21 protein-coding genes and 1 pseudogene are annotated in these 22027 nt (G+C 70.4%); 15 read left to right on the top strand and 7 right to left on the bottom strand.

Annotated features, from left to right (window positions below):
• Positions 1–57 precede the first annotated feature (57 nt).
• From G8A07_RS11575 to G8A07_RS11590, 4 genes are all read right to left on the bottom strand, one after another.
• The gene (locus G8A07_RS11575) at positions 58–894 is read right to left on the bottom strand and encodes a universal stress protein (RefSeq protein ID WP_195797134.1); all 837 of its coding nucleotides are present in this window, start codon (positions 892–894) and stop codon (positions 58–60) included.
• A 28-nt stretch (positions 895–922) separates the two neighbouring features.
• Entirely contained in the window at positions 923–1354 is a 432-nt protein-coding gene (locus tag G8A07_RS11580; protein ID WP_195797135.1) for an Hsp20/alpha crystallin family protein, read from the bottom strand.
• 124 nt (positions 1355–1478) lie between these two features.
• A complete protein-coding gene (locus tag G8A07_RS11585; protein ID WP_195797136.1) occupies positions 1479–1676 on the bottom strand; it encodes a hypothetical protein in 198 nt (65 codons plus the stop codon).
• Positions 1677–1754: 78 nt separating this feature from the next.
• Positions 1755–2219 (bottom strand): universal stress protein, encoded by a 465-nt coding sequence (locus G8A07_RS11590; RefSeq protein WP_195797137.1) that lies wholly within the window; start codon positions 2217–2219, stop codon positions 1755–1757.
• A 486-nt stretch (positions 2220–2705) separates the two neighbouring features.
• Here G8A07_RS11590 and infA point away from each other — a divergent pair, with 486 nt between their 5' ends.
• The 8 genes and pseudogenes from infA to G8A07_RS11630 all read left to right on the top strand — a co-directional run bounded on the left by infA (position 2706) and on the right by G8A07_RS11630 (position 9783).
• The gene (gene infA, locus G8A07_RS11595; RefSeq protein WP_195797138.1) at positions 2706–2969 is read left to right on the top strand and encodes a translation initiation factor IF-1; all 264 of its coding nucleotides are present in this window, start codon (positions 2706–2708) and stop codon (positions 2967–2969) included.
• Between the two features lie 106 nt (positions 2970–3075).
• Positions 3076–3384, top strand: a pseudogene (locus G8A07_RS11600) (RNA recognition motif domain-containing protein); the annotation flags it as partial.
• A 32-nt stretch (positions 3385–3416) separates the two neighbouring features.
• Positions 3417–5378 carry an RNA polymerase sigma factor RpoD gene (gene rpoD / locus G8A07_RS11605; RefSeq protein ID WP_195797140.1) on the top strand — a complete coding sequence of 654 codons (1962 nt, stop codon included), beginning with the start codon at positions 3417–3419 and terminating at the stop codon, positions 5376–5378.
• A 153-nt stretch (positions 5379–5531) separates the two neighbouring features.
• A complete protein-coding gene (locus tag G8A07_RS11610) occupies positions 5532–6164 on the top strand; it encodes a thermostable hemolysin (protein ID WP_249937308.1) in 633 nt (210 codons plus the stop codon).
• Complete coding sequence (locus G8A07_RS11615) at positions 6161–7618, top strand: AMP-binding protein (RefSeq protein WP_195797141.1); 1458 nt, start codon at positions 6161–6163, stop codon at positions 7616–7618. Before G8A07_RS11610 ends, G8A07_RS11615 begins: the two co-directional genes overlap by 4 nt.
• A 15-nt stretch (positions 7619–7633) precedes the next feature.
• A complete protein-coding gene (locus G8A07_RS11620) occupies positions 7634–8320 on the top strand; it encodes a TenA family transcriptional regulator (RefSeq protein ID WP_195797142.1) in 687 nt (228 codons plus the stop codon).
• Positions 8317–9111: an SDR family oxidoreductase gene (locus G8A07_RS11625; RefSeq protein ID WP_195797143.1), complete on the top strand. Its 795-nt coding sequence runs from the start codon at positions 8317–8319 to the stop codon at positions 9109–9111. The genes G8A07_RS11620 and G8A07_RS11625 overlap by 4 nt, the downstream gene beginning before the upstream one ends.
• A 24-nt stretch (positions 9112–9135) precedes the next feature.
• The gene (locus G8A07_RS11630) at positions 9136–9783 is read left to right on the top strand and encodes a tetratricopeptide repeat protein (protein WP_249937309.1); all 648 of its coding nucleotides are present in this window, start codon (positions 9136–9138) and stop codon (positions 9781–9783) included.
• A 3-nt stretch (positions 9784–9786) separates the two neighbouring features.
• Here the strand turns inward: G8A07_RS11630 and G8A07_RS11635 are convergent, their stop codons facing one another.
• The 3 genes from G8A07_RS11635 to G8A07_RS11645 all read right to left on the bottom strand — a co-directional run bounded on the left by G8A07_RS11635 (position 9787) and on the right by G8A07_RS11645 (position 12901).
• A complete protein-coding gene (locus G8A07_RS11635; protein ID WP_195797144.1) occupies positions 9787–11112 on the bottom strand; it encodes an ATP-binding protein in 1326 nt (441 codons plus the stop codon).
• On the bottom strand, positions 11109–11795 hold the full coding sequence (locus G8A07_RS11640; RefSeq protein WP_195797145.1) for a response regulator: 687 nt from the start codon (positions 11793–11795) through the stop codon (positions 11109–11111). Before G8A07_RS11640 ends, G8A07_RS11635 begins: the two co-directional genes overlap by 4 nt.
• A gap of 65 nt (positions 11796–11860) precedes the next feature.
• On the bottom strand, positions 11861–12901 hold the full coding sequence (locus tag G8A07_RS11645; protein WP_195797146.1) for a diguanylate cyclase: 1041 nt from the start codon (positions 12899–12901) through the stop codon (positions 11861–11863).
• 203 nt (positions 12902–13104) lie between these two features.
• Here G8A07_RS11645 and G8A07_RS11650 point away from each other — a divergent pair, with 203 nt between their 5' ends.
• From G8A07_RS11650 to G8A07_RS11680, 7 genes are all read left to right on the top strand, one after another.
• Positions 13105–14322, top strand: coding sequence for a nitronate monooxygenase family protein (locus tag G8A07_RS11650; protein ID WP_195797147.1), 1218 nt, complete (start codon positions 13105–13107; stop codon positions 14320–14322).
• 236 nt (positions 14323–14558) lie between these two features.
• A complete protein-coding gene (locus tag G8A07_RS11655; RefSeq protein ID WP_195797148.1) occupies positions 14559–15275 on the top strand; it encodes a cobalt ABC transporter substrate-binding protein in 717 nt (238 codons plus the stop codon).
• 113 nt (positions 15276–15388) lie between these two features.
• Positions 15389–17566, top strand: coding sequence for a TonB-dependent siderophore receptor (locus tag G8A07_RS11660; protein ID WP_195797149.1), 2178 nt, complete (start codon positions 15389–15391; stop codon positions 17564–17566).
• A gap of 3 nt (positions 17567–17569) precedes the next feature.
• Positions 17570–17872: a DUF3649 domain-containing protein gene (locus G8A07_RS11665; protein ID WP_195797150.1), complete on the top strand. Its 303-nt coding sequence runs from the start codon at positions 17570–17572 to the stop codon at positions 17870–17872.
• A gap of 43 nt (positions 17873–17915) precedes the next feature.
• Complete coding sequence (locus tag G8A07_RS11670; RefSeq protein WP_249937310.1) at positions 17916–20078, top strand: TonB-dependent siderophore receptor; 2163 nt, start codon at positions 17916–17918, stop codon at positions 20076–20078.
• 2 nt (positions 20079–20080) lie between these two features.
• Positions 20081–21685, top strand: a complete 1605-nt coding sequence (locus tag G8A07_RS11675; protein ID WP_195797151.1) for a PepSY domain-containing protein — start codon at positions 20081–20083, stop codon at positions 21683–21685.
• A gap of 3 nt (positions 21686–21688) precedes the next feature.
• Positions 21689–22018: a DUF3325 domain-containing protein gene (locus tag G8A07_RS11680; protein ID WP_195797152.1), complete on the top strand. Its 330-nt coding sequence runs from the start codon at positions 21689–21691 to the stop codon at positions 22016–22018.
• Positions 22019–22027 lie beyond the last annotated feature (9 nt).

Below are 22027 nucleotides of genomic sequence, written 5' to 3' on the forward strand. Positions count from 1 at the left end.
TATGTCTTATATAAGAATTGACGCAGGCCGGGATGCGAGGCGCCGACGCCCGGGCGCTCAATGAGACATCAGTACCGGCGCCGTCATCGCGTCCAGCAGGCCGCGCGTCGCGCCGCCGAGCACGCGCTCGGTCCAGCGCGAATGTCCGTAGGCGCCCATCACGATCAGGTCGCAGCCGAGATCGGCCGCACGCGACAGCAGGGCGTCGGCGACGCTGCTGCTGCTGCGTTCCTCGCGGGTTTCGGCCTGCACGCCCTGCCAGGCGAGCCATTGTCGCAACGCGGCCAGACGCTGCGCCATCGGCTCCTGCACGTCGCTCTCGCGCCAGCTGAGCACGGTGACGACCTGCGCCCGCCGCAACAGCGGCAGCGCGTCGGTCACCGCCCGCACGGATTCACGGCTGTCGTCCCAGGCCACCAGCGCATGCCGGCCGAGCGATCCAAGGCGACCGGCATAAGGCAGCAGCAGGGTCGGTCGGGCGCTGTGCAGCAGCACCTGCTCGGTGATCGCCCGTTGCTGAGCGTGGCCTACCTGGGCCGGGTTGGGTTGTCCGAGGATCAGCAGGTCCGAGCAATGGGCGTGGCGCACCAGCGAGGTGGCGATGTCGGCGGTATCGATCAACGCCTCACAGGACTTCAGACCGGCGGCGGCGCAGGCGGCACGAAAGCGCCCGGCCGCCTGCTGGGCCTGGTCCTGCAGCAGTTCCCAGGCCAGCGCGTTGAACTGGCCCAGCGTGGCAGCGGCCTCCGGCGCCACCGGCATGCTCAGCAGCCCGGTCGGCGCGAGTCCGACCAGATGGCAGTCCATGTGCATCGCCAGATCGATGGCCTGGGTGACGCGCGCTGTGCCGGCCGGAGTGCCGTCCAGATGTACGAGCAGGCTGCGATAGCTCATGTTCGGCTCCCGTGGGGCGATGGTGTTCTCATTGCACCGCGATCGTGCGGCTTGCGCTGCCCTCGCGCTTGGGCAGGGTCAGCCTGAGCACACCATCCTCGAACCTGGCGACGACGCGTCCGGCGTCGATTTCATGCGCCAGCGAGAAACCGCGCGCGACGCTGCCGTGGTAACTCTCCTTCAGCAGCACGCGCCCGCCGTCCGCCTTCTCTTCCTTGTCGCGGTGGATCTCGGCGGCGATGTTGACAAAGTTGCCGTCCACCGTGATGCGGACGTCCTCCTTCTTGGCTCCGGGGATCTCGGCACGCACGGTGTAATCAGCGGGCGTCTCGCTGACATCCAGACGGATGTCGCCGGTGGGTTCGGCGTTCAAAGTGCCGAAGCGCAGGGGCTGCGCGAAGCGACGGAACATCTCGGGCAACAGCTGCTCAAGGGGATCGATGCGGGTCAATGCGCTCATGGTCTGCTCCTTGCTCTGAGTTCGGACCGGGCGACGGGCCGCGGCCCTGGCAAGGCAGTCTAGGCAGCCGATGGCGCCACATCTTGTTCCGGATCAACAAAGCCGGCATTGGCGGTCCGCCCGCTCACGCCAGCTGTTCCGTGCCTGGCTGCCAGAACAGCCATGGCGGCGGCACCCAGGGACGCATCGCACAACTGGTCTGAAGCACCCAGGCGGTCGCGAGCCAACCGGCCTGCAGCGCGAGCACCTGGTTCAGCCAGTTGCCGTACTCGTCCAGCGCGGCGGTGCCGTAGTGGAACAGGAAGGAGTTGCTTTCGTCCATTGGAATCCCTTCGCCGGGTTGCTGCACGAAGTATCGAACTTTGACCGGCAGACCGCGCCCGGCATGTGGTCGGCAGGGTCATTCGGCATGGCCGGAGTCGCTTGCGCCCTTGACCAGCAGCACGGGCATCGGCGCCAGCCGCGCCACGAGCTCCGCGTCACTGCCCAGCAGCGCGTGGCCGACACCGCGCCGGCCATGGGAGCCGATCACGATCAGGCCGCAATGCTGCTGCCGCGCCTCGGCGACGATCAGGTCGGCCACGCGCTGGCCCTGGGCCTCGCATACTGTGCTCCGGCACTCGATGCCGGCCTGCGCGGCCAGCCGTTCCCCGACGGCCAACACCTGCGCGCCATGCTGACGCAGGCGCTGGCGCGAAACCTCGAAATCGACGCCGCGCGACATTTCGACCATCAGCGGATAGTCGGCCAGCACATGCAGCAGATGCAAGGTGCTGGGTCGGTGCTCGGCCAGGCGCAGGGCCTCGCGCAGGCCTCGCAGGGCCGTCTCGCTGCCGTCCAGCGGCACCAGAATGTTGCGATACATGGATGGGTCTCCATCACGGGCATGACCCGATGCTGGGCGCACCGGTGTCGCGCGGCCTTGATCCAACGCAAGCCGCGCGGCTTGGCCCGGGCGTGATCGGGCCGCGCTCGCCCCCCCGCCTCGCGCCGGACGGATGACGAGCAGCCCCGGCCAGCGCCGATTGCGGAACCGGCGTACACTTCGCCCCTCCTGGCGCGTCTTGCTCACTAACGCGCCATTTGTCGTCTGACATGGTCCCCGGCCCTCGCCGCGCACCACACCGCCCGACCCGGATGCTGCGGGTTCCGCGGTGTCAGCCGCCTCAACTGGCGAGCTTCATTTCCGGTCCCTCCCATCCTCCGACCGGATCCGGACCCTGACCGCGCATGCGGCCGGGCCACGCCCCACCGAAGCTCGCCCCCGCGACTCGTTTTCTTTTTCGGCCGCGCTGGCTTGCCTGGCACGCGTGGTCGTTCATTCCCTCACATCGATCGGCAAGGAGATCCGTTGGCCAAGGAAGACTTGATTGAAATGCACGGCAAGGTCGAGGAAGTGCTGCCCGACTCTCGCTTTCGCGTCATGCTGGACAACGGCCACAGCCTGGTGGCCTACACCTCCGGCCGCATGCGCCGGCACCACATCCGCATCCTCGCGGGCGACAAGGTGTCGCTGGAGCTCTCGCCCTATGACCTGAGCAAGGGCCGCATCACCTTCCGCCATATTGAAACGCGCGGCGGTGGCGGTGCGCCGATGCGACGCGGTCCACGCTGAGCGGGCATCCACCGGCACAGCGTTCCCCCTCCCAATTTACCCACCCCGCGTCACCGGTCCTCAACGCAATCCGCAAGGCCGCACGCATTTATCGAAAGGCAGCCATATGGGCAGCAAACTTTACGTCGGCAACCTGGCCTACTCCGTGCGCGACGAGCATCTGCAGCAGCAGTTCTCGGAATTCGGCACCGTCTCCTCCGCCAAGGTCATGATGGACCGCGACAGCGGCCGCTCCAAGGGCTTCGGCTTTGTCGAGATGGGCTCGGACAGCGAGGCCCAGGCCGCGATCCGCGGCCTGAACGGTCAGTCGGTGGACGGCCGCGCGCTGGTCGTGAACGAGGCTCGTCCCCGCGAGGAGCGCCCGGGCGGCTTCGGCGGCGGCGGTGGTGGTGGCCGCGGCGGCTACGGCGGCGGCCGCAGCTACTGAGCGCCGAGCCGGCGCGTCGCATGGCCGCGAAGAGCTCCGTCGCGAACCCCGCCGCGAGCGTCAAGGCCAAGCCCTTGCGCATGAAGGTGCCCAAGTCCAAGGAGCGGGCCCTGGTGCGTGAGTTCGGCCTCGAGGTGAGCCAGCTCACCGAGGCAGAGGCCGAGACGCGCCGCAAGGAACTGAAGGCCCTGGTCACCCTGGGCAAGACGCGCGGCTTTTTGACCCAGCAGGAGGTCCATGACCACCTGCCGCAGCAGCTGGGCGACGCCGAGGGGCTGGAGGCGGTCGCGAAGCTGCTGCGCGAGATGGGCGTCGAGGTCTACGAGCGCGCGCCCGATGCCGGCACGCTGCTGGTGGCCGGCGGCGGCATCGCGGTGGCCGGCGAGGAAGAGGCCGAGGAGGCCGCGGAAGCGGCGCTGTCGACGGTCGATTCGGAGTTCGGGCGGACCACCGATCCGCTGCGCCTGTACATGCGCGAGATGGGCGGCTTCGAGCTGCTGACGCGCGAAGGCGAGGTCGAAATCGCCAAGCGCATCGAGGCCGGCCAGCAGGCGATGATGCTGGCGATATCGGCCTCGCCGATGGTGATGGCCGAGGTGCTGGCCTGCGGCGAGCGGCTGGCGGAGGGCAGCCTCGGCGTCGAGGAGCTGATCGAAGGCATGGCCGGCGAGGCGGACGACTATGTCGCCGAGGAAGATCACGATGTCTTCGACGACGAGGATGAGGAAGCGGGCGGCGCCGAGGCGAGCCGTTCCGGCACGCGACGGCTCGGCGAGCTGCGTGCCACCGCGCTGGCGGCCTTCGCGGCGCTGCGCGTCGGTGTCGACCGGCTGAGCCGGGCGGAGGCGCGCGCCGGCCATGGTTCGGCCTCCTATCTGAGCGCCCAGCAGGCGCTCAGCCTGCGATTGATGGATCTGCGCTTCGGCGTCAAGACGATCGAGCGCCTGTGCGGGCTGCTGCGTGCCCAGGTGGACGAGGTGCGCCGCTGCGAGCGCGAGATCCGCAAGATCGTGGTGGACCGCTGCGGCATGCCGCAGCAGCGCTTCATCGAGCGTTTCCCACCCCGGGCGCTGGACCTGGCCTGGGTGGACGAGGAGAGGTCGGCGGCCACGCCCTGGGCTGCCGCGCTGGAGCGCCACCAGCCCGCGATCCGGGAGCTGCAGCGCCGGCTGATCGCGCTGCAGGCCGCGGCGGCCGTGCCGCTGAAGGAGCTGAAGGCGATCGCCCGGCGCATGAGCGAGGGCGAGCAGGCCGCGCTGGCCGCGAAGCAGGAACTGGTCGAGGCCAATCTGCGTCTGGTGATCTCGATCGCGAAGAAATACGTCAATCGCGGCATGCAGTTCCTCGACCTGATCCAGGAGGGCAATGTCGGCCTGATGAAGGCGGTGGACCGCTTCGAGTACCGGCGTGGCTTCAAGTTCTCCACCTATGCCACCTGGTGGATACGCCAGGCCGTGACGCGCGCGCTCGCCGACCAGGTGCGCACCATCCGCGTGCCGGTGCACATGATCGACCTGCTCAACAAGATCAACCGGCTCAGCCGCAGTCATCTGCACGAGTTCGGTGTCGAACCGGATGTCGACACCCTGGCGCGCCTGCTGGCGCTGCCGCAGGAACGGGTGCGCCAGGTCATGCGCATTGCCAAGGAGCCGGTCTCGCTGGAGCGGCCGGTGGGCGACGAAGGCGACACCACCCTGGGCGAGCTGATCGAGGACCAGCACAGCCTGGCCCCGCTGGATGCCGCGATGCAGGCGGGCCTGCGCAGCGCGGTCGACGAGCTGCTGGACGGACTCTCCGACCGCGAGGCCAAGATCCTGCGCATGCGCTTTGGCATCGGCATGAGTTCCGACCACACGCTGGAGGAGATCAGCCGGCAGTTCGCCGTGACCCGCGAGCGGGTGCGCCAGATCGAGGCCAAGGCAATGCGCAAGCTCAAGCTGGCGGGCCACGCCGGCAAGCTGCGCGGGCATATCGAAGACTGAGCCGCGGCGACCGACCCTGATCCAGCGCAAGCGGGACCGGGATAGGTGCCGACGCACCCCGCGCCTTGCGGCGCGCTTAATCCCGCATTAATCGCCGCTGCCGAGCATGCGCTCCGTTGCGACCCGCCCGCCGCGGGTCCGAAAGGAGCCATCTTGCTGAAGAACACCCATACTGCCTGCGACCTCGCGCCTGCGATCGGGATCGCCGCGACCGCTCACCTGAAGGTGTACGGCCCCGGCGATCCCGGCCGCCTCGAGGTCGAGGACTTCATCAGCCGCATCTATGCCCAGCGCTACGGTGCGATGCTGGCGGGCTTCGCGCCCACGCTGGTCGGCCTGTGCGACCCGCAGCAAGGGCTGGTCGCCGCACTCGGCTATCGTGCGGCCGCGGGCGGCCCCCTGTTCCTGGAGCGCTATTTGAACGCGCCGGTGGAGCAACTGCTCGGTGCCGGCGCCGCCGAGGCCCCTTCGCGCGATGTCGTGGTCGAGGTGGGGCATTTGGCGGCGGCCCGCGCCGGTGAAGGGCGACGCCTGATCATGCGCATGGGCCCGTACCTGGCAAGCCAGGGCTTTGAATGGGTGGTCTCCACCCTGACCGCCGAGCTGCGCCACCTGTTCCTGCGCATTGGCGTCACGCCGCTGGCGCTGGGTGCGGCGGATCCGGCCAAGCTGGGAGATGCCGCCAGTTCCTGGGGCCGCTACTACGAACACCATCCCGTGGTGCTAGCCGGGTACCTGCCGCAGGCCCTGCAGCAACTGGCGCGCCGCGCCGAGGGGGCGGTATGAACGGCGTGCTGCCGACCCTGCTGGGCGCCACGGCGAGGCTGGAGGACGGCCAGCGCTCCCGGGGGCGCGAGGCGCTGCTGAGCGGCGCGCAGCGGCTGGCCACCTTGCTGCGGGCCCAGGGCACGAGGGTGCTGGCCACGCTGCTGGACAATGGCCTGCCCTGGCTGCTGGCCGATCTGGCCGCCGCCGAAGCCGGCCTGGTGCATGTGCCGCTGCCCCTGTTTTTCAGCCCGGCGCAGGTCCAGCATGCGCTGGCGGCCGCCGGCGTGGACAGCCTGCTGCTGCCGCCCGCGCTGACGAGCCGCTTCCCGCAACTGACGGCCCAGGCGCTGACGCTGGACGGGCAGGACCTGGCCTTGCTGCGCCTGCCGGCGCGGCCCCCCGCGCTGCCGGCCGGCACGGCCAAGATTACCTTCACCTCCGGCACCACCGGTGCGCCCAAGGGCGTCTGCCTGGGCAACGAGGGCATGCGGCGGGTCACCGCCGGTCTGGTGCAGGCGCTGGAGCCCCTGGCGGTGAGCCGGCATCTGTGCGCGTTGCCGCTGGCGGTGCTGCTGGAGAACATCGCGGGGCTGATGGCGCCGCTGCTGCGCGGGGCCACCTGCATCGCGCCGCCGCTGGCGGAGCTGGGCCTCAGCGGGTCCTCCAGCTTCGATGCGCAGCGCTTCGACGCGGCGCTACGGCAGCACCGGCCCGGCAGCCTGATCTTGCTGCCGCAGATGCTGCGCGCCTGGGTGGCGCATCTGCAGCAGTCCGGCCGGCGCGCCCCGGAGGATTTGAAGCTGGTGGCGGTCGGCGGGGCCGCGGTGGGCGCCAAGCTGCTGCTGCAGGCGCGCGCCCTCGGCATCCCGGCCTACGAAGGCTACGGCCTGTCGGAGGGGGCTTCGGTGCAGACGCTCAACCTGCCCTGGGCGGACCGGCCCGGCAGCGCCGGTCGGGCCCTGCCGCATGCCGAACTGCGCGTCGCGCCCGATGGCGAGATCGAGGTGCGCGGCAGCTTGTTCCTGGGCTATCTGGGCGAGGTCGCGGACGCGTCGGACTGGTGGCCCAGCGGCGACCTGGGCCATCTCGACGAGGCGGGTTTCCTGCATGTCAGCGGCCGCAAGAAGCATGTGCTGATCACGGCCTTCGGTCGCAATGTGGCGCCCGAGTGGGTCGAGACGGCGCTGCGTGGCGAGCCGGCGATCGGCCAGGCCGTGGTCTATGGCGAGGGCATGAGCGCGCTGTGCGCGGTGCTCTGGCCGAGCCGCCTCGATCTGGACAACGCTGCATTGCAGGCGGCCGTGGACGCGGCCAACGCCGGCCTGCCGGACTACGCGCGGGTGCGGCTGTGGTTGCGGGCTCGCGCCGCCTTTTCGCCCGAAACGGGTCTGGCCACGGCCAACGGCCGGCCACTGCGCGACGCGATCTGGCGCGCCCACGAGGCCGCGCTGGCCAGCCCTTTGACGCACTGAACCAAGGAGTCTGCGATGTCGAATTTTCATGCCCGGCTGCTGGCCGAAACCGAACCGGACCGCGCCGGCCTGCTGAGCGTGCCCATCATCCAGGGCTGCTTGCGCGGCGAGGTCTCGCGGCCCAGCTACCACGCCTTCCTGCGCGAGGCCTTTCATCATGTGCGCCATACCGTGCCGCTGCTGGCCGCCTGCAAGGCCGCGCTGCCCGAGCGCCTTGCCTGGCTGCGCGGCCCGTTGGACGAATACATCGAGGAAGAGCAAGGCCACGATGAATGGATCCTGGACGACATCCGCGCCTGCGGCTTCGATGCCGAGGCGGTGCGCGACGGTATGCCCGGCCATGCCACCGAGGTGATGGTGGCCTATGCCTACGATGGCATTGCGCGGCGCAACCCGCTGGGCTTCTTCGGCATGGTGCATGTGCTGGAGGGCAGCAGCGTGGCCCTGGCCTTGCTGGCTGCCGACCAGATCCAGAAGCCGCTGGGCCTGCCGGATGCGGCCTTCAGCTACCTGCGCTCGCATGGCACGCTGGACCGGGAGCACACCGGGCATTTCGAGCTGCTGATGGACCAGATCGAGGATCCGCAGGACCAGGCCGACATCATCCACGCGGCGCGCGCCTTCTATCGGCTCTACGGCGATGTGTTCCGCGGTCTGCCACTGCCGCAGGTCGCCAGCGCCGCGGCCGGGGTGCCGGCATGAAGGCGCGGGAGGCGCGGGTGCTGCTCACCGGCGCCGGCGGCGGCATCGGCCGCGCGGTGGCCGAGACCCTGGTGGCTGCCGGGGCCAGCCTGCTGCTGGTGGGACGCGATGCCGGCCGCTTGTGTCAGCTGCTCGGGCAACTGGCGGAGCGTCACCCCGGAGCCGCGGAACGCCTGGCCTGGCAATGCGCGGACCTCGGGCGCGATGCGGACCTGCAGCAGCTGGCCGAGGCGGCCGCGGCCTGGCGCTGCAATGTGCTGGTGCATGGCGCGGGCGTCCCGGCCTTCGGGCGCCTGCAGACCCTGGATCCGGCGGCCCTGCGGGCGGCGCTGGACACCAATCTGCTGGCGCCGATGCTGCTGACCCAGGCCCTGCTGCCGCATCTGCAGGCCCTGCCTCGCGCCCAGGTCATCTGCATCGGCTCGGCGCTGGGGCGCATCGGCCTGCCCGGCTTCTCGGTGTACAGCGCCAGCAAGTTCGGCCTGCGCGGCTTTGCCGAGGCGCTGCGCCGCGAGCTGGCCGATGGCAGTGTGCGGGTGCAGTACCTCGGCCCGCGCAGCACCCTGACGGATTTCAACAGCCCCGGCGTCGAGGCCTACAACCGCGCCACCGGCACCGCGATGGACCGGCCCGAGCGGGTCGCGCAGGCCCTGCTGCGCCAGCTCGAGGACGAGCGTCCGGAGCGCTTCATCGGCTTCCCCGAAACCCTGGCGGTGCGCCTCAACGGCCTCGCCGCCCCCTGGCTAGACGGTGCGTTTGCCAAGCACCGGCGCAGCCTGCCTTCCCTCTGAATCCATTCTACAAGGAGCAGGACCATGGACAAGTTCACCTTCACCGCCGCCGCCCTGTGTGCCCTGAGCGCGCTGTTTACCTTCGGTCCGGCGCGGGCCGGCGCGCTGGAGGACGGCATCATCGAGATCCAGCATGACTGGGAGGTGATCCGCTACCAGACGCCCGCGGCCGAGCGCGAAAAGCGCTTCGAGGCCCTGGTCGGCAAGGCCCATCGCCTGAGCGAAAGCCAGCCCGGCCGCAGCGAGCCCCTGATCTGGGAAGGCATCGTGGTCAGCTCCCTGGCCGGCGAGAAGGGCGGGCTGGGCGCGCTCGGCCTGGTCAAGCAGGCCAGGGGCCTGTACGAGGCGGCGATCAAGATTGACGGTTCGGCGCTGGACGGCTCCGCCTTCAACAGCCTCGGGGTGCTGTATTACAAGGTGCCCGGCTGGCCGCTGGGTTTCGGCGACAAGGAGAAGGCGCGCGAGCTGCTGCAGCGCGCCCTGGCGCTCAATCCCAAGGGCATCGACCCCAATTTCTTCTACGGCGAGTACCTGCTGGAAATCAAGCAACCCACCGAGGCGATTGCCTACCTAGAGCGCGCGCTGCAGGCGCCGGCCCGCCCCGGCCGGCAGATCGCCGACACCGGCCGGCGCGAGGAGGCCCGCCAACTGATCGAGAAGGCCAGGCGCTGAACTTCATGCCGGGCTCAGCCGGGCCGCGGTGCCGTGACCGTCGGCGCGCGGGCTGTAGCTCAGGCGCAGGCCGTGCAGGGCGGCGATGCGCTGTGCGATGGAGATGCCCAGGCCGCTGCCGGTCTCGGCCTGGCCGTCGGGCCGGTAGAAGCGCTCGCCCAGCCGCGCCAGATGCGCGGCGTCAAGCGATTCGCCCTCGTTCTCGACGCGCAGCTCGCGCGCTCCGAAGCGCAGCCAGACGGTGCCGCCGACCGGGCCGTAGCGCAGCGCGTTGTCCAGCAGATTGCGCAGCAGCACCGCCAGCAGATCGGCGTCGCCCGCCAGCGGCAGCGGCGCGACGGCATCCTGCGGCCACTCGCACACCAGCTCCACCCGGCGCCGCTCGGCCAGCGGCAGCATGTCGCCGACCACCTGCTCGGCCACGCGGCGCCAGTCCACCCGCTCGCGCCGTGCCGGTTCCGAGCCGGACTCCAGGCGCGCCAGCGCCAGCATCTGGGTCACCAATCGGTCCATGCGTTCCAGGCCGCTGCCCAGGCGCTCCTCGGCCTGGGCGCGTTCGACCGGGTCGGCCGCGCGGCGCAGCACGTCCCATTGCGCGCGCAGCACCGCCAGCGGCGTGCGCAACTCGTGCGCGGCATCGGCGGTGAAGCGGCGCTCGCGCTGCAACATCGCCTCAATGCGCAGGAACAGCCCGTTCATCGCACCCAGCAGGGGCTGCAGCTCCTGAGGCATGCGCAGCTGTTCCAGCGGCTGCAACTCATCCGGGCTGCGCCGGGCCAGTTCGGCGCTGAGACGGCTCAGCGGCGCCATCGCCCGACGCACCGCCCATGCCATGGCCAGCAGCAGCAGGGGCAGCACCAACAGCCAGGGGGCGAGCTGGCTGCTGGTCAGGCTGAAGACCAGTTCGTCCCGCTCCTCCACCTTCTGGCCGGCCGCCACCAGCCAGTCGCCGCCCTGCGACTGCAGGTAGTAGACCCGCCAGGGTTCTCCGCCCAGCGTGAGGTCGACGAAGCCGACCGCCTCGGTCCGGCGCGGCAGCTCCACGCCCTCGCGGTCGGCCAGCAGCAGACGGCCCTCGCGGTCCCAGACGGCCACGGCCAGATCCCGCACATCGGCCTCGCCGGGGTCGCCTTCGCTGGCGATCGGCGCGGCGCCGGCATGCAGGCCGCGCAGCGTGGCCTGCACCTGTCGGGCCAGGCGGATGATCTCGGTGTCGAACAGCTCGTTGACCTCGTGGCGCGCCCGGTCCGCCGAGACCCACAGCGCCAGCGCCCAGACCAGGGGGGCACAGACCAGCAGATAGAGCAGCAGGCGGCGGCGCAGGCTCATGATGCCTGCTGCGGCTCGGCCTCGCAGGAGCCCAGCGCGTAGCCCAGGCCGCGCACGGTGCGCACGACGGCCGGAGCCAGCTTGCGGCGCAGGTGGTGGATATGCACCTCCAGCGCGTTGCCCTCGGGTTCGCCGCCGCTCCAGTCGTAGAGCTTGTCCTTCAGGTGCTCCTTGCTGAGCACGCGCTGCGGATGCGTCATCAGCACCTCCAGCAGGGCCAGCTCGCGCCCGGTCAGCTCGACCGGATGTCCGGCCCATCGCACCTGCTTGGCGGCCGGGTCATATTCCAGCGCCCCATGCTGCCAGACCGACTGGGCGCGGCCGCTGGTGCGGCGCAGCAGGGCCCGCAGCCGGGCCGCCAGCTCGTCGATCGTGATCGGCTTGATCAGGTAGTCGTCGGCGCCGGCGTCGAGGCCGGCGATGCGCTGCTGCACGCCGTCGCGGGCGGTCAGGATCAGCACCGGCAAGGTCCGACCCCGGCCGCGCCAGTGGGTCAACCAGCTGATGCCGTCGCCGCCCGGCAGGCCCAGGTCCAGCACCACCGCGTCATAGGGCGCGCCGCCCAGGGCGGCGTCGGCCCGAGTGCCGTCGCGGAACCAGTCCACCGCATGGCCGAGCTGACGCAGGCCCAGCATCAGGGCCTCGCCCAGCTGGGCATCGTCTTCGACCACGAGCAGACGCATGATTGAGTCGCGGGGAGGGGGATGGCGGCGATTATGCAGGTCGCCGCATCGTCCGGGCACGAGCCTCAGGCCGCCTTGGCGGCCAGCACGGTGACGCAGTTGCGGCCGCTGCGCTTGGAGGCGTAGAGCGCGCGGTCGGCGCGCTCGAAGAACTCGTTGGCACTCTCGCCGCGCGCCAGCTGGGTCACGCCCAGCGAGAGCGTGACGCGCTCCAGGGTCTGGGCCGATTCGCCGCGACGGATGCGGCTGGCGGCGATGGTGCTGCGCAGCTGCTCGGCCAGGGCCTGGGCCTCGGGCAGGGCGGTGGCCGGCAGCAGCAGCGCGAACTCCTCGCCGCCGACGCGCGCGGCCAGGCGCGATTCGCCGGCCAGACGCTTGATGCTCTGCGCGACGGTGCGCAGCACCTGGTCGCCGAAGGAATGGCCGTAGCTGTCGTTGACGCGCTTGAAGAAGTCGATGTCGCTCAGCACCAGGCAGTGGCTCTGGTCGGCCTCGCCGCCCGCCAGGCAGCGCGCCAGCTGCTGCTCGAAGGCGCGGCGGTTCGCCAGCCCGGTCAGCGCGTCGACCAGGGCCTCGCTGCGCGCCTGGCTGACCTCCTCGCGCAGGCTCGCGATCTCGGCCTGGTTGGCGTCCAGGCGCTGCTGCAGGGTGGCCATCGCGGCGCGCATCTCGCGCGTGCCCGCCATCAGGGCCTGCAGCTGGCGCGCCTGTTCCTCGCCGGCCTGCCGGCCGTCCAGCAGCTGGCGGCTCCATTCCAGCAGGGACTGGTCGAAGCGCGCGGTCTGGTCGCCGGCCTGGGCGGCGGTGCTGGCCATATTGTCGAGCACCCGGCTCAGGCCCTCGCTGACGCGGCGCGCGTCGCGCGGGTCCAGCACCGGCTCGGCCACATGTTCGCGGTACAGCGCGGCGGTGGTCTCCTCGTCGAGCAGGGCGCCGTCGCGGGTGCGCTCCTGTAGCGCGCGCACCAGCGGCACATTGCGTCCGCTGACGAACTCGTACCAGACCGCATAGCTGATCGGGTGCAGCGCCGTCTGCTGGCGGGTCATCAGGGGCAGGGCCAGGCGCAGGTATTCGGCACTGCGCGCCATGCTGTCCGGGTACCTCATCGGGTGGTGCATCCGCTATCCCTTCGATCGTTGTTGTATTGGGCGGAGCCCCGACCTCCGGCCCCGTCGCCTGTATCGGCCGGCGCCCGGCGGGCTTGATGTCGGGCGATCCCTGATCTCGTGGGAGCGTGATTTTTGTCAACTTCGCGCGCCGGATGCGGGCTTAGGGTGCCGGTCTGATCCACTTTGCCGTCGCTCCCGCCATGTCCGAACAGACCCTGATCGATCCCCAGCTGCGGCCCTGGCTGGCCGGTAGCGGCCTGGCCCCGCTGCGCCTGCGCGGCGGCCGCACCCTGCTGCCGGTGGTGCAGGGCGGCATGGGGGTTGGCGTCAGCGCGCAGCGCCTGGCCGGGGCGGTGGCCGCGGCCGGCGCGATCGGCACGCTCAGCTCGGTGGACCTGCGCCGCCTGCATCCGGACCTGATGGCGCGCTGCGAGGGCCAGAACGCCGGCGAAGCAGCCAAGCGCGTGATCGAGGCCGCCAACCAGGAGGCGCTGGCGCGCGAGATCGCCGGCGCGCGCCGGCGCAGCGAGGGCCGCGGCCTGCTGGCGCTGAATGTGATGCGGGCGCTGAGCGACTACGCGGCCTCGGTGAAGACCGCGCTGCGCGAGGGCATCGATGTGCTGGTGGTCGGCGCCGGCCTGCCGCTGGACCTGCCCGAGCTGGCGCAGGACCATCCGGACACCCTCTTGATCCCGATCCTCAGCGACGCGCGCGGCGTGCAGCTGATCGTCAAGAAATGGGAGCGCAAGCAGCGCCTGCCGGACGCGATCGTGATCGAGCATCCGCGCCTGGCCGGCGGCCATCTCGGCGCGGCCAAGGTCGCAGACCTGAACGACCCGCGCTTCGACTTCGAGCGCGCGATTCCCGAGAGCCTGGAGTTCTTCGAGAAGGCCGGCCTCGCGGGCCGCATTCCGCTGATCGCGGCCGGCGGCATCCGCAGCCATGCCGAGATCCGCCGCCTGCAGGGCCTGGGCGCGGCCGCGGTGCAGCTGGGCACGCCCTTCGCGGTGACGGCCGAGGGCGATGCCCATCCCGAGTTCAAGCGCGTGCTGGCCGAAGCGCAGGAGGGCGAGCTGGTCGAGTTCACCAGCGTGGCCGGGCTGCCGGCGCGCGCGGTGGCCACGCCCTGGCTGCGCGGCTATCTGAAGGCCGAGGCCAAGCTGCAGGCGGTGGCCCAGGTCAAGGCGCGCTGCACCAAGGCCTTCGACTGCCTGGCCCAATGCGGGCTGCGCGACGGCCTGAAGGGCTGGGGCCAGTTCTGCATCGACAACCAGCTGGCCGCGGCGCTGCGCGGCGACGTGGCCAAGGGCCTGTTCTTCCGCGGCGCCGGCGCGCTGCCCTTTGGGCGCGAGGTGCGCTCGGTGCGCGAGCTGCTGGAGCGGCTGCTGGACGCACGCGGCGCGCCGGGCATGGCGTAACTGCAACACCTGACCCCCTGCGATCAGCGCGGCTTTGTGCGCGCCGCAACTTCAGGTTTACAATGAGAATCATTCGCAAGTAAGCGAAGCGAGTGCCGTCCAGGGCGCCCGCCGCCAGCCAGTGGCCGCCGTCGCGGTCCCGCCAGCATGTCTGACCCGATCCGCCCCGGATCGGGCCGGCGCCCCCGCGCCGCCGCCTCATCTCATTACTAAAAACCTCGTTAGGATTGCGAGCCATGCTGAAGAACAAGCTGCTGCTATTGCCCCTGGCGCTGCTGCTGGCCGTGCCGGCCCAGGCCCACCAGATCTGGATCGAACAGGATGCCGCCGGCGCCCGCCTGTATCTGGGCGAATTCGGCGAGAACCTGCGCGAGACCTCGCCGGGCATGCTGGACAAGTTCACGCAGCCCGCCGCGACCCTGATCACCGCCAAGGGCGATCTGCCGGCCCCGCTGGCCAAGCGCGCGAATGCCTTCGGCATTGATGCGCGTGCGATCTCCGGCGAGTCCATCGTCGCGCAGGAATCCGGCTTTCCCGGCTGGGAGCGCAAGCAGGGCGACAAGGTCGAGCGCCATGTCTGGATCCCGGCGGCGCGCTGGATCAGCGACTTCGCCGCGCGCGGCCCGAAGCTGGCTCTGGACCTGGTGCCCACCGGCAAGCCGGGTCAGTTCCAGGTGTTCTACAAGCAGCAGCCGCTGCCGGAAGCCAAGGTGCAGGTCGTCTCGGCCTCCGGCTGGGGCCGCGAGGTGCAGGCCGACAAGAGCGGCCTGCTGAGCGTGAGCCTGCCCTGGAAGAGCGCCTATGCACTCGAGGTCAAGCACACCGACAAGAACGGCGGCGACCGCAACGGCCAGGCCTGGGACGTCGGCCAGTTCGTCACCACCCTGAGCTTCAACGTGGCTCAGGGCATGGAATCGCCGCCGCTGCCGGCGCCCGCCAAGCCGACGCAGTAATCAGCCGCGCGGCCTCGAGCTGAGCCGGGCGTTCCGACGCCCGCCTCGCGGCTCACCCCATCCCCTTCGTTCGATCGCTGCCGGGCCCGTTTGGGCGCCGGCCTGGAGTTCCCATGTCCGAAATTTCCGGTGGCCGGCTGGCCGCAGGCGCGCTGCTGCTCGGCGCTTTCTCCCTGAATCCCCTGATGGCCGCGGCGCAGGAGGCCATTGCCGACACGCAGGTGGCCGCGCTCGACGCCAACGGCACGGCCCAGCTCGGCAAGGTGGTGATGACCGTCAATCGGGAGAGCAACCTCAGCCTGACCAAGATGGCCTTGACGCGCCGCGAGACGCCGCAGTCGCTGAGCCTGATGGATCGCCAGCGCATCGAGCTGGAATCGCTGCTGAGCATCAACGACGTGCTGCTGTTCACCCCCGGCGTGGTCGTCAGCTTCTATGACACGCAGCGCCCGCTGTACTACGCGCGCGGCTTCCAGATCACCGACTTCCAGGTCGATGGCGTGCCGACCTACAGCGGCAGCACCAACCAGGAATACGACACCGCGCTGTATGAGCGCATCGAGGTGATCCGCGGCGCCAACGGCCTGCTGTCGGGCCCCGGCAACCCCTCCGCCACTGTGAACATGGTGCGCAAGCGCGCCCACAAGGGCTTCGACGCCTCGGTGGTGCTCTCGGCCGGCTCCTGGAACAAGCAGCGCATCGAGGGCGACTTCAACACCTCGCTGAGCGCCGACGGCCGCGTGCGCGGCCGCCTGGTTGCGTCCTACCAGGACAGCGACAGCTTCCGCAAGCGCTACAACGAGGAGAAGGGCGCCTGGCTGGCCACGGTCGAGGCCGATCTGTTGCCCGGCACCACCCTGATCCTGGGGCATCAGAACCAGAACAACAATCCGGCCGGTGCGATCTGGGGCACGATCCCGCGCTTCGCGGCCGATGGCTCGCTCGCCAATCTGCCGCGCGAGACCAGCTTCTCGCCGCATTGGACCAAGTGGGAGCGCGAGTCCGGCACGACCTATGTCACCTTGGACCAGCGCCTGGGCGAAAGCTGGAGCCTGAAGGCGCTCTACAACCGCACCAAGGGCAGCTTCAACAGCCTGCGCGTCTATGGCGATGGCTATCCCGATGCCAAGACCGGCGCCGGCATGACCTTGCTGGCCGGCGTGGGCGAGGGCACCGACCTGCGTGACAGCCTGGACCTGTTCGCCACCGGGCGTTTCAGCCTGCTGGGCCGCGAACATGACCTGATGCTGGGCGCGACCTATTCCAAGCTGACGGCCGACACCCCGACCCTGAGCTCGGTGACCACCTGGAACTATCCTATCCCCAACCTCGCCACCTGGGACGGCAATGCGCCGCGGCCCAGCTACCAGCGCACCGGCGCCTCGCGCATCGCCACCACCGAGCAGAGCGGCATCTTCGCTTCGGCGCGCTGGCGCGTCGGCGATGCCATGTCGCTGATCACCGGGGTACGGGTCAGCAACTGGAAGACCGGCACCGACAACTACGGCATCAACGGCGCCTACACCAACACCAGTGGCGCCTTCCGGGTCAAGGACGAGGTCACGCCCTATCTGGGCCTGGTCTATGAGCTGAACAAGGAGTTCTCGCTCTACACCAGCTACACCGACATCTTCAAGCCGCAGAACCTCAAGGACAAGCAGCAGAACCTGCTGGCGCCGGTGCTGGGCAGCAACACGGAGCTGGGCATCAAGGGCGAGTTGCTGGACAAGCGCCTGGCCTTCAGCTTCGCGCTGTTCGAGGCCAAGCAGGACAACTACGGCGTGCTAGACCCGACGGTGTCCAAGGAAGAAAAGCAGCGCCTGGGCTTCGATCCCTATTACGGCGTCAATGGCACCAAGAGCCGCGGCTTCGAGCTGGACCTGAACGGCAGCATCCGAGCGGGCTGGACCGTCAACGCCGCCTTCTCCCAGACCAAGATCACGCGCAACCGGAACGACAAGATCTGGGCCAATCTGCCCGAGCATCAGCTGCAGCTCTCGACCAGCTACCAGCTGCCCGGGGCCTGGGAGCGCCTGACCGTCGGCGGCGGCCTGAACTGGCAGAGCAAGATCACCGGCTACGACATCCCGCACCCGACCCTGAAGACGGTGACGGTGACGCAGAAGGCCTACTCGGTCGTCAATCTGCATGCCAGCTACCGCATCAGCGAGCAGCTCAGCGCCACGCTGAGCCTGCGCAACGCGCTGGACGAGAGCTACTGGGCCAATCTGGACTACCCCAACTACGGCGAACCGCGCAATGTGCTCTTGAGCCTGCGCGCCCGCTTCTAAGCCATGGCGGCGGCGCAGAAGACCTGGCGCTACCGCGCGGCGGTGGGCTCGCGCGCCCTGGCGGCGCTGCTGGGCGGCTACCTGCTGGCGGCGGCGGTGGCCGCGGCCTGCGCGGTCTACCTGCCGCTGCTGACGCCGGCCCCGCGCAGCGAGGCCACGGTGGGCGGCGCGATGCTGGCCTACCTCGTCTATGCGCTGGCCTTCATGAGCGCCTTCGCCTGCCGCAGCGCCTGGCGTGCCTGGGCCTGGATCCTCGGCCCGGCGCTGGCGCTGGGCGGCGCGGTGCTGCTGCCGCGCTGGCTCTGAGCTGCCTCTCTCCCGACCCCCTCTCTTCCGATTCGTCCACACCATGAAACACACTCATTCGATGAGCCTGAGCCTGCTGGCCCTGCTGGTCGGCAGCGCCTGGGCCGGCGATGAAGCGCCGCTGATCGTGGCGTCCGCCGTGGCTGCCGACGTGGCGGCCACCAGCACCCTGCCGGTCGTGCGCCTGCAGGGCAGCAAGGAAAGCGCGACCGGCCCGGTCAAGGGCTTTGTCGCGCGCCGCGCCGGCAGCGGCCTGAAGAGCGACATCCCGCTGATCGAGACGCCCCAGTCGATCGCGGTGGTGACCGCCGACCAGATCGAGGCGCAGGGCGCCACCACCCTGCGCCAGACCATCGGCTACTCGGCCGGCGTGGTCTCGTCCTATTTCGACAGCCGCGTCGACAGCATCACCGCGCGCGGCGGCAATGTGGCGCAGTATCACGACGGCCTGCTGCGCAGCTACGGCACCTACAACACGGCAAGACCCGACCCCTACACGCTGGAGCGCGTCGAGCTGGTGCGTGGCCCGGCCTCGGTGCTCTACGGCCAGGGCAGCCTGAACGGCGTGCTGAACCTGGTGTCCAAGCGCCCGCAGTTCGAGACCCAGCGCGAGGTGCAGCTGCAGCTGGGTAGCTTCGAGCGCAAGCAGCTGGCCGTGGATCTGAGCGGGGCGCTGAGCGAGCAATGGGCCTACCGCCTGGTGGCGATCAAGCGCGACAGCGGCAGCCAGGTCGACCATGTGAAGGACGACCGCCTGGTGCTGGCACCCTCGCTGACGTGGCAGCCCAGCGCCGCCACCACGCTGACCCTGCAGGCCCTGCATCAGCGCGACAAGAGCGGCTCGCTGATCGGTTTCTTCCCCTGGCAGGGCACCAGGCTGCCGAACGGCGCGCCGGGTCAGATCCCGACCTCGACCTTCATCAGCGAGCCGGGCTGGGATGCCTACGACACCGACCAGGATTCGGTCGGCTATCTGTTCAGCCACCGCTTCGACAATGACTGGACCCTGCGCCAGAACCTGCGCTACACCGAAAGCGCGGTCGACTACCGCACCATCTACACCAGCTTCACCGCCACCGGCCGGCCGGTCTTCAATGCCGATGGTCGCCGCGTCGAGCGCGACCTGGTCTGGCAGCTCAACGGCGGCACGATGGCCCTGCTGGACACCCAGCTGGAAGGCAAGCTGCGCTTCGGCGGCTGGCAGCACCAGATCCTGGTGGGCCTGGACGCGCAGAAGAACGACAGCACGCAGCGCAGCTTCCGCGGCCGCGCGCCGGCGATCGATGTCTATGCGCCGATCTACGGCAACTTCACCGCGCCGAGCGCGATGCCGGCCAAGCAGCCGACGGTGGACCAGCACCAGCTGGGCCTGTATCTGCAGGACCATGTGAAGTTCGACGAGCGCTGGGTCGCGGTGCTGGGCCTGCGCCATGACCGCGCCAAGACCGATACCGAGGGCCGCCCGGCGGCCAAGGTGGACGACAAGGCCACCAGCAAGCGCGCCGGCCTGCTGTACCTGGCCGAGGGCGGCATCTCGCCCTATGTCTCCTACACCGAGTCCTTCCTGCCGCTGGGCGGCGTCGACTTCTACGGCAACCCGTACAAGCCGCAGGTCGGCGAGCAATGGGAGGCGGGCATCAAGTGGCAGCCGGCCGACAAGCGCCTCTCGGCCAGCGCCACCGTCTACGACCTGCGCGACACCAACCGCAAGACCAGCGATCCGAGCCAGCCGCTGAACAGCCTGCAGATCGGCGAGGTGCGGGTGCGCGGCCTGGAGCTGGAAAGCACGGGCAGCCTGGCGCAGGGCGCCGGCGGGCGCTGGGACTGGAGCCTGGGCTATGCCTATACCGACGCCAAGATCACGCGCAGCAATGGCGGCGACCAGGGCCAGGCGGTGGCCGGCGTGGCGCGCCACACCGGCTCGGCTTGGCTGACCCATCACTTCAGCCTGGCCGGCCGCGAGGGCTTCAGCGCCGGTGCCGGGGTGCGCTACCTGGGCGGCTCCTGGTCCGGCACGCCGCTGATCAGCACGCCCGCGGCCACCCTGGTCGACGCGATGATCGCCTACGACCATGGCGACTGGCGCCTGGCGCTGAACGCGGTGAACCTGACCGACAAGGTGCAGATCACCCAATGCCTAGCGCGCGGCGACTGCTTCTATGGGCAGCGCCGCACCGTCAATGCCACCATGACCTACCGCTTCTGAGCATGAGAGCCGATGGTGCGCGCGAGGGGCTGCGCCAGGCGATGGCCTGGCTGCATACCTGGGTGGGCCTGCTGCTGGGCTGGTTGCTGTTCGCGATCTTCCTGACCGGCACCCTGGCCTTCTTCAAGCAGGAGCTGAACCAGTGGAGCCGGCCGGAGCTGCTGGCGCATGGCCCCACCGGCGCGCTGGATGCCGCGCAGCTGGCGCGGGCCGAGGCGCGGCTGCACGAGCTGGCCCCGGCCGCGCAGAGCTGGCGCCTGAACGCGGCGGACGAGCGCCGGCCGCTGGCCCAGCTGAGCTGGCGCGAGGCGGGCAAGCCGGGCCAGCGCGCGCGCACCGAGCAGCGCTGGCTCGACCCCGAGAGCGGCGCGGCGCTGCAGGCGCGCTCCACCTTCGGCATCGGCGAGTTCTTCTACCGCTTCCACTTCGAGCTGCGCTCGGCCCAGCAGAGCCGCTGGATCCTGGAGGGGCGCTGGGCGATCGGGCTGGCGACCCTGTTCATGTTCGTCGCGCTGCTCAGCGGCATCGTCACGCACCGGCGCTTCTTCAAGGACTTCTTCACCTTCCGCCCGCGCGCCAAGGCCGCGCAGCGCGCCTGGCTGGACGCGCACAACATCAGCGGCGTGCTGGTGCTGCCCTTCTATCTGATGATCACTTTCAGCGGGCTGATGATCTTTCACACGCTCTACATGCCGGCCGGCATCGCCGCGGTCTACGGCGCCAAGGGCGGCAGCTATTTCAACGAGCTGGCCGGCGACCCGCTGCCGCGCGGCCGCGGCCTGAACGCCAAACCCGGCGAGGGCCAGGTCTTGCCACAGGTCGGCGAGGCGCGCTGGCAGGCGCTGCTGGCCGAGGTGCGGCGCGAATGGCCGCAGGGCCGCATCGAGGTGGTAGCCCTGCTGCGCGAGGGCGGCCAAACCCTGGTGGAGTTCGGCCGCCACGAGGGCGACCGGCTGCAGTACCGCAGCCCGCGCCTGCTGTTCGACGCCGCCAGCGGCCAGCGCCAGCATCTGGCCGACACCGCGGCCCCGGCCGCGCGCAGCTATGGCGTGCTCTACGGCCTGCACATGGCGCGCTTCGCCGATCTGCCGCTGCGCTGGCTGCTGTTCGGCTTCGGCCTGCTGGGCAGCGCGATGATCGCCACCGGCCTGCTGCTGTGGAGCGTCAAGCGCGCGGCCGACGACGAGCGCCGCCGCCGCGCGCGGCCCTTCGGGCGGCGCCTGGTCGACACCCTGAACCTGACGGCGATCGCCGGCCTGCCGCTGGCGATCGCGGCGATCTTCTATGCCAACCGCCTGCTGCCGTTGGAGCTGGCCGAGCGGCCGGACTGGGAGCTGAAGTGCTTTTACCTGGCCTGGGGCGCGAGCCTGCTGCTGGCCGCCGCGCTGCCGGATCGGCGCGGCTGGCGCGCGCTGTTCGGCCTGGCCGCGCTGGCCTTCGCGGGCCTGGCGCTGGGCTTCGCCGGGCCCTGGCCGATCCAGGCCTCGCTGGGCGCCGCGGCCCTGCTGCTGGGCGGCCTGGCCTGGCGCTGCGGGCCGTGCCCGACGGGCGAGAAGAAGAAGGCTGCCGGTGGCACCACCACGCCGCTGTCGGCCGAGGGAGCCTGAGCGATGCTGCTGCACCAGATCCTGTGTTCGCTGGTGGCCTTCGCGCTGCTGTGTCTGGCGATGGAACGCCATCATGAGGACGCGCTGGGCCAGGCCCCGAGCCTGCGCCGGCGGCGCGCGCTGCGGGGGCTGGCGCTGCTGGCCTTCGTCGCCTCGACCTGGACCCTGTCGGCGCGGCCGGACTGGGGTGTGGCCTGGGCCGAATGGACGGCCCAGCTCTCGCTGGCCGCCTTTGCCGTGGTCGCGCTGGCCACCTGGCGGCCGGCCTGGATGCTGCCGGTGGCCTGGAGCTGCGGTGCCGCCGCATTGCTGCTGGGAGCGCTCAGCGGGTAAGCTCGGCCC

The organism is Roseateles sp. DAIF2 (genome assembly GCF_015624425.1).
Taxonomy (GTDB): Bacteria; Pseudomonadota; Gammaproteobacteria; order Burkholderiales; family Burkholderiaceae_C; genus Kinneretia.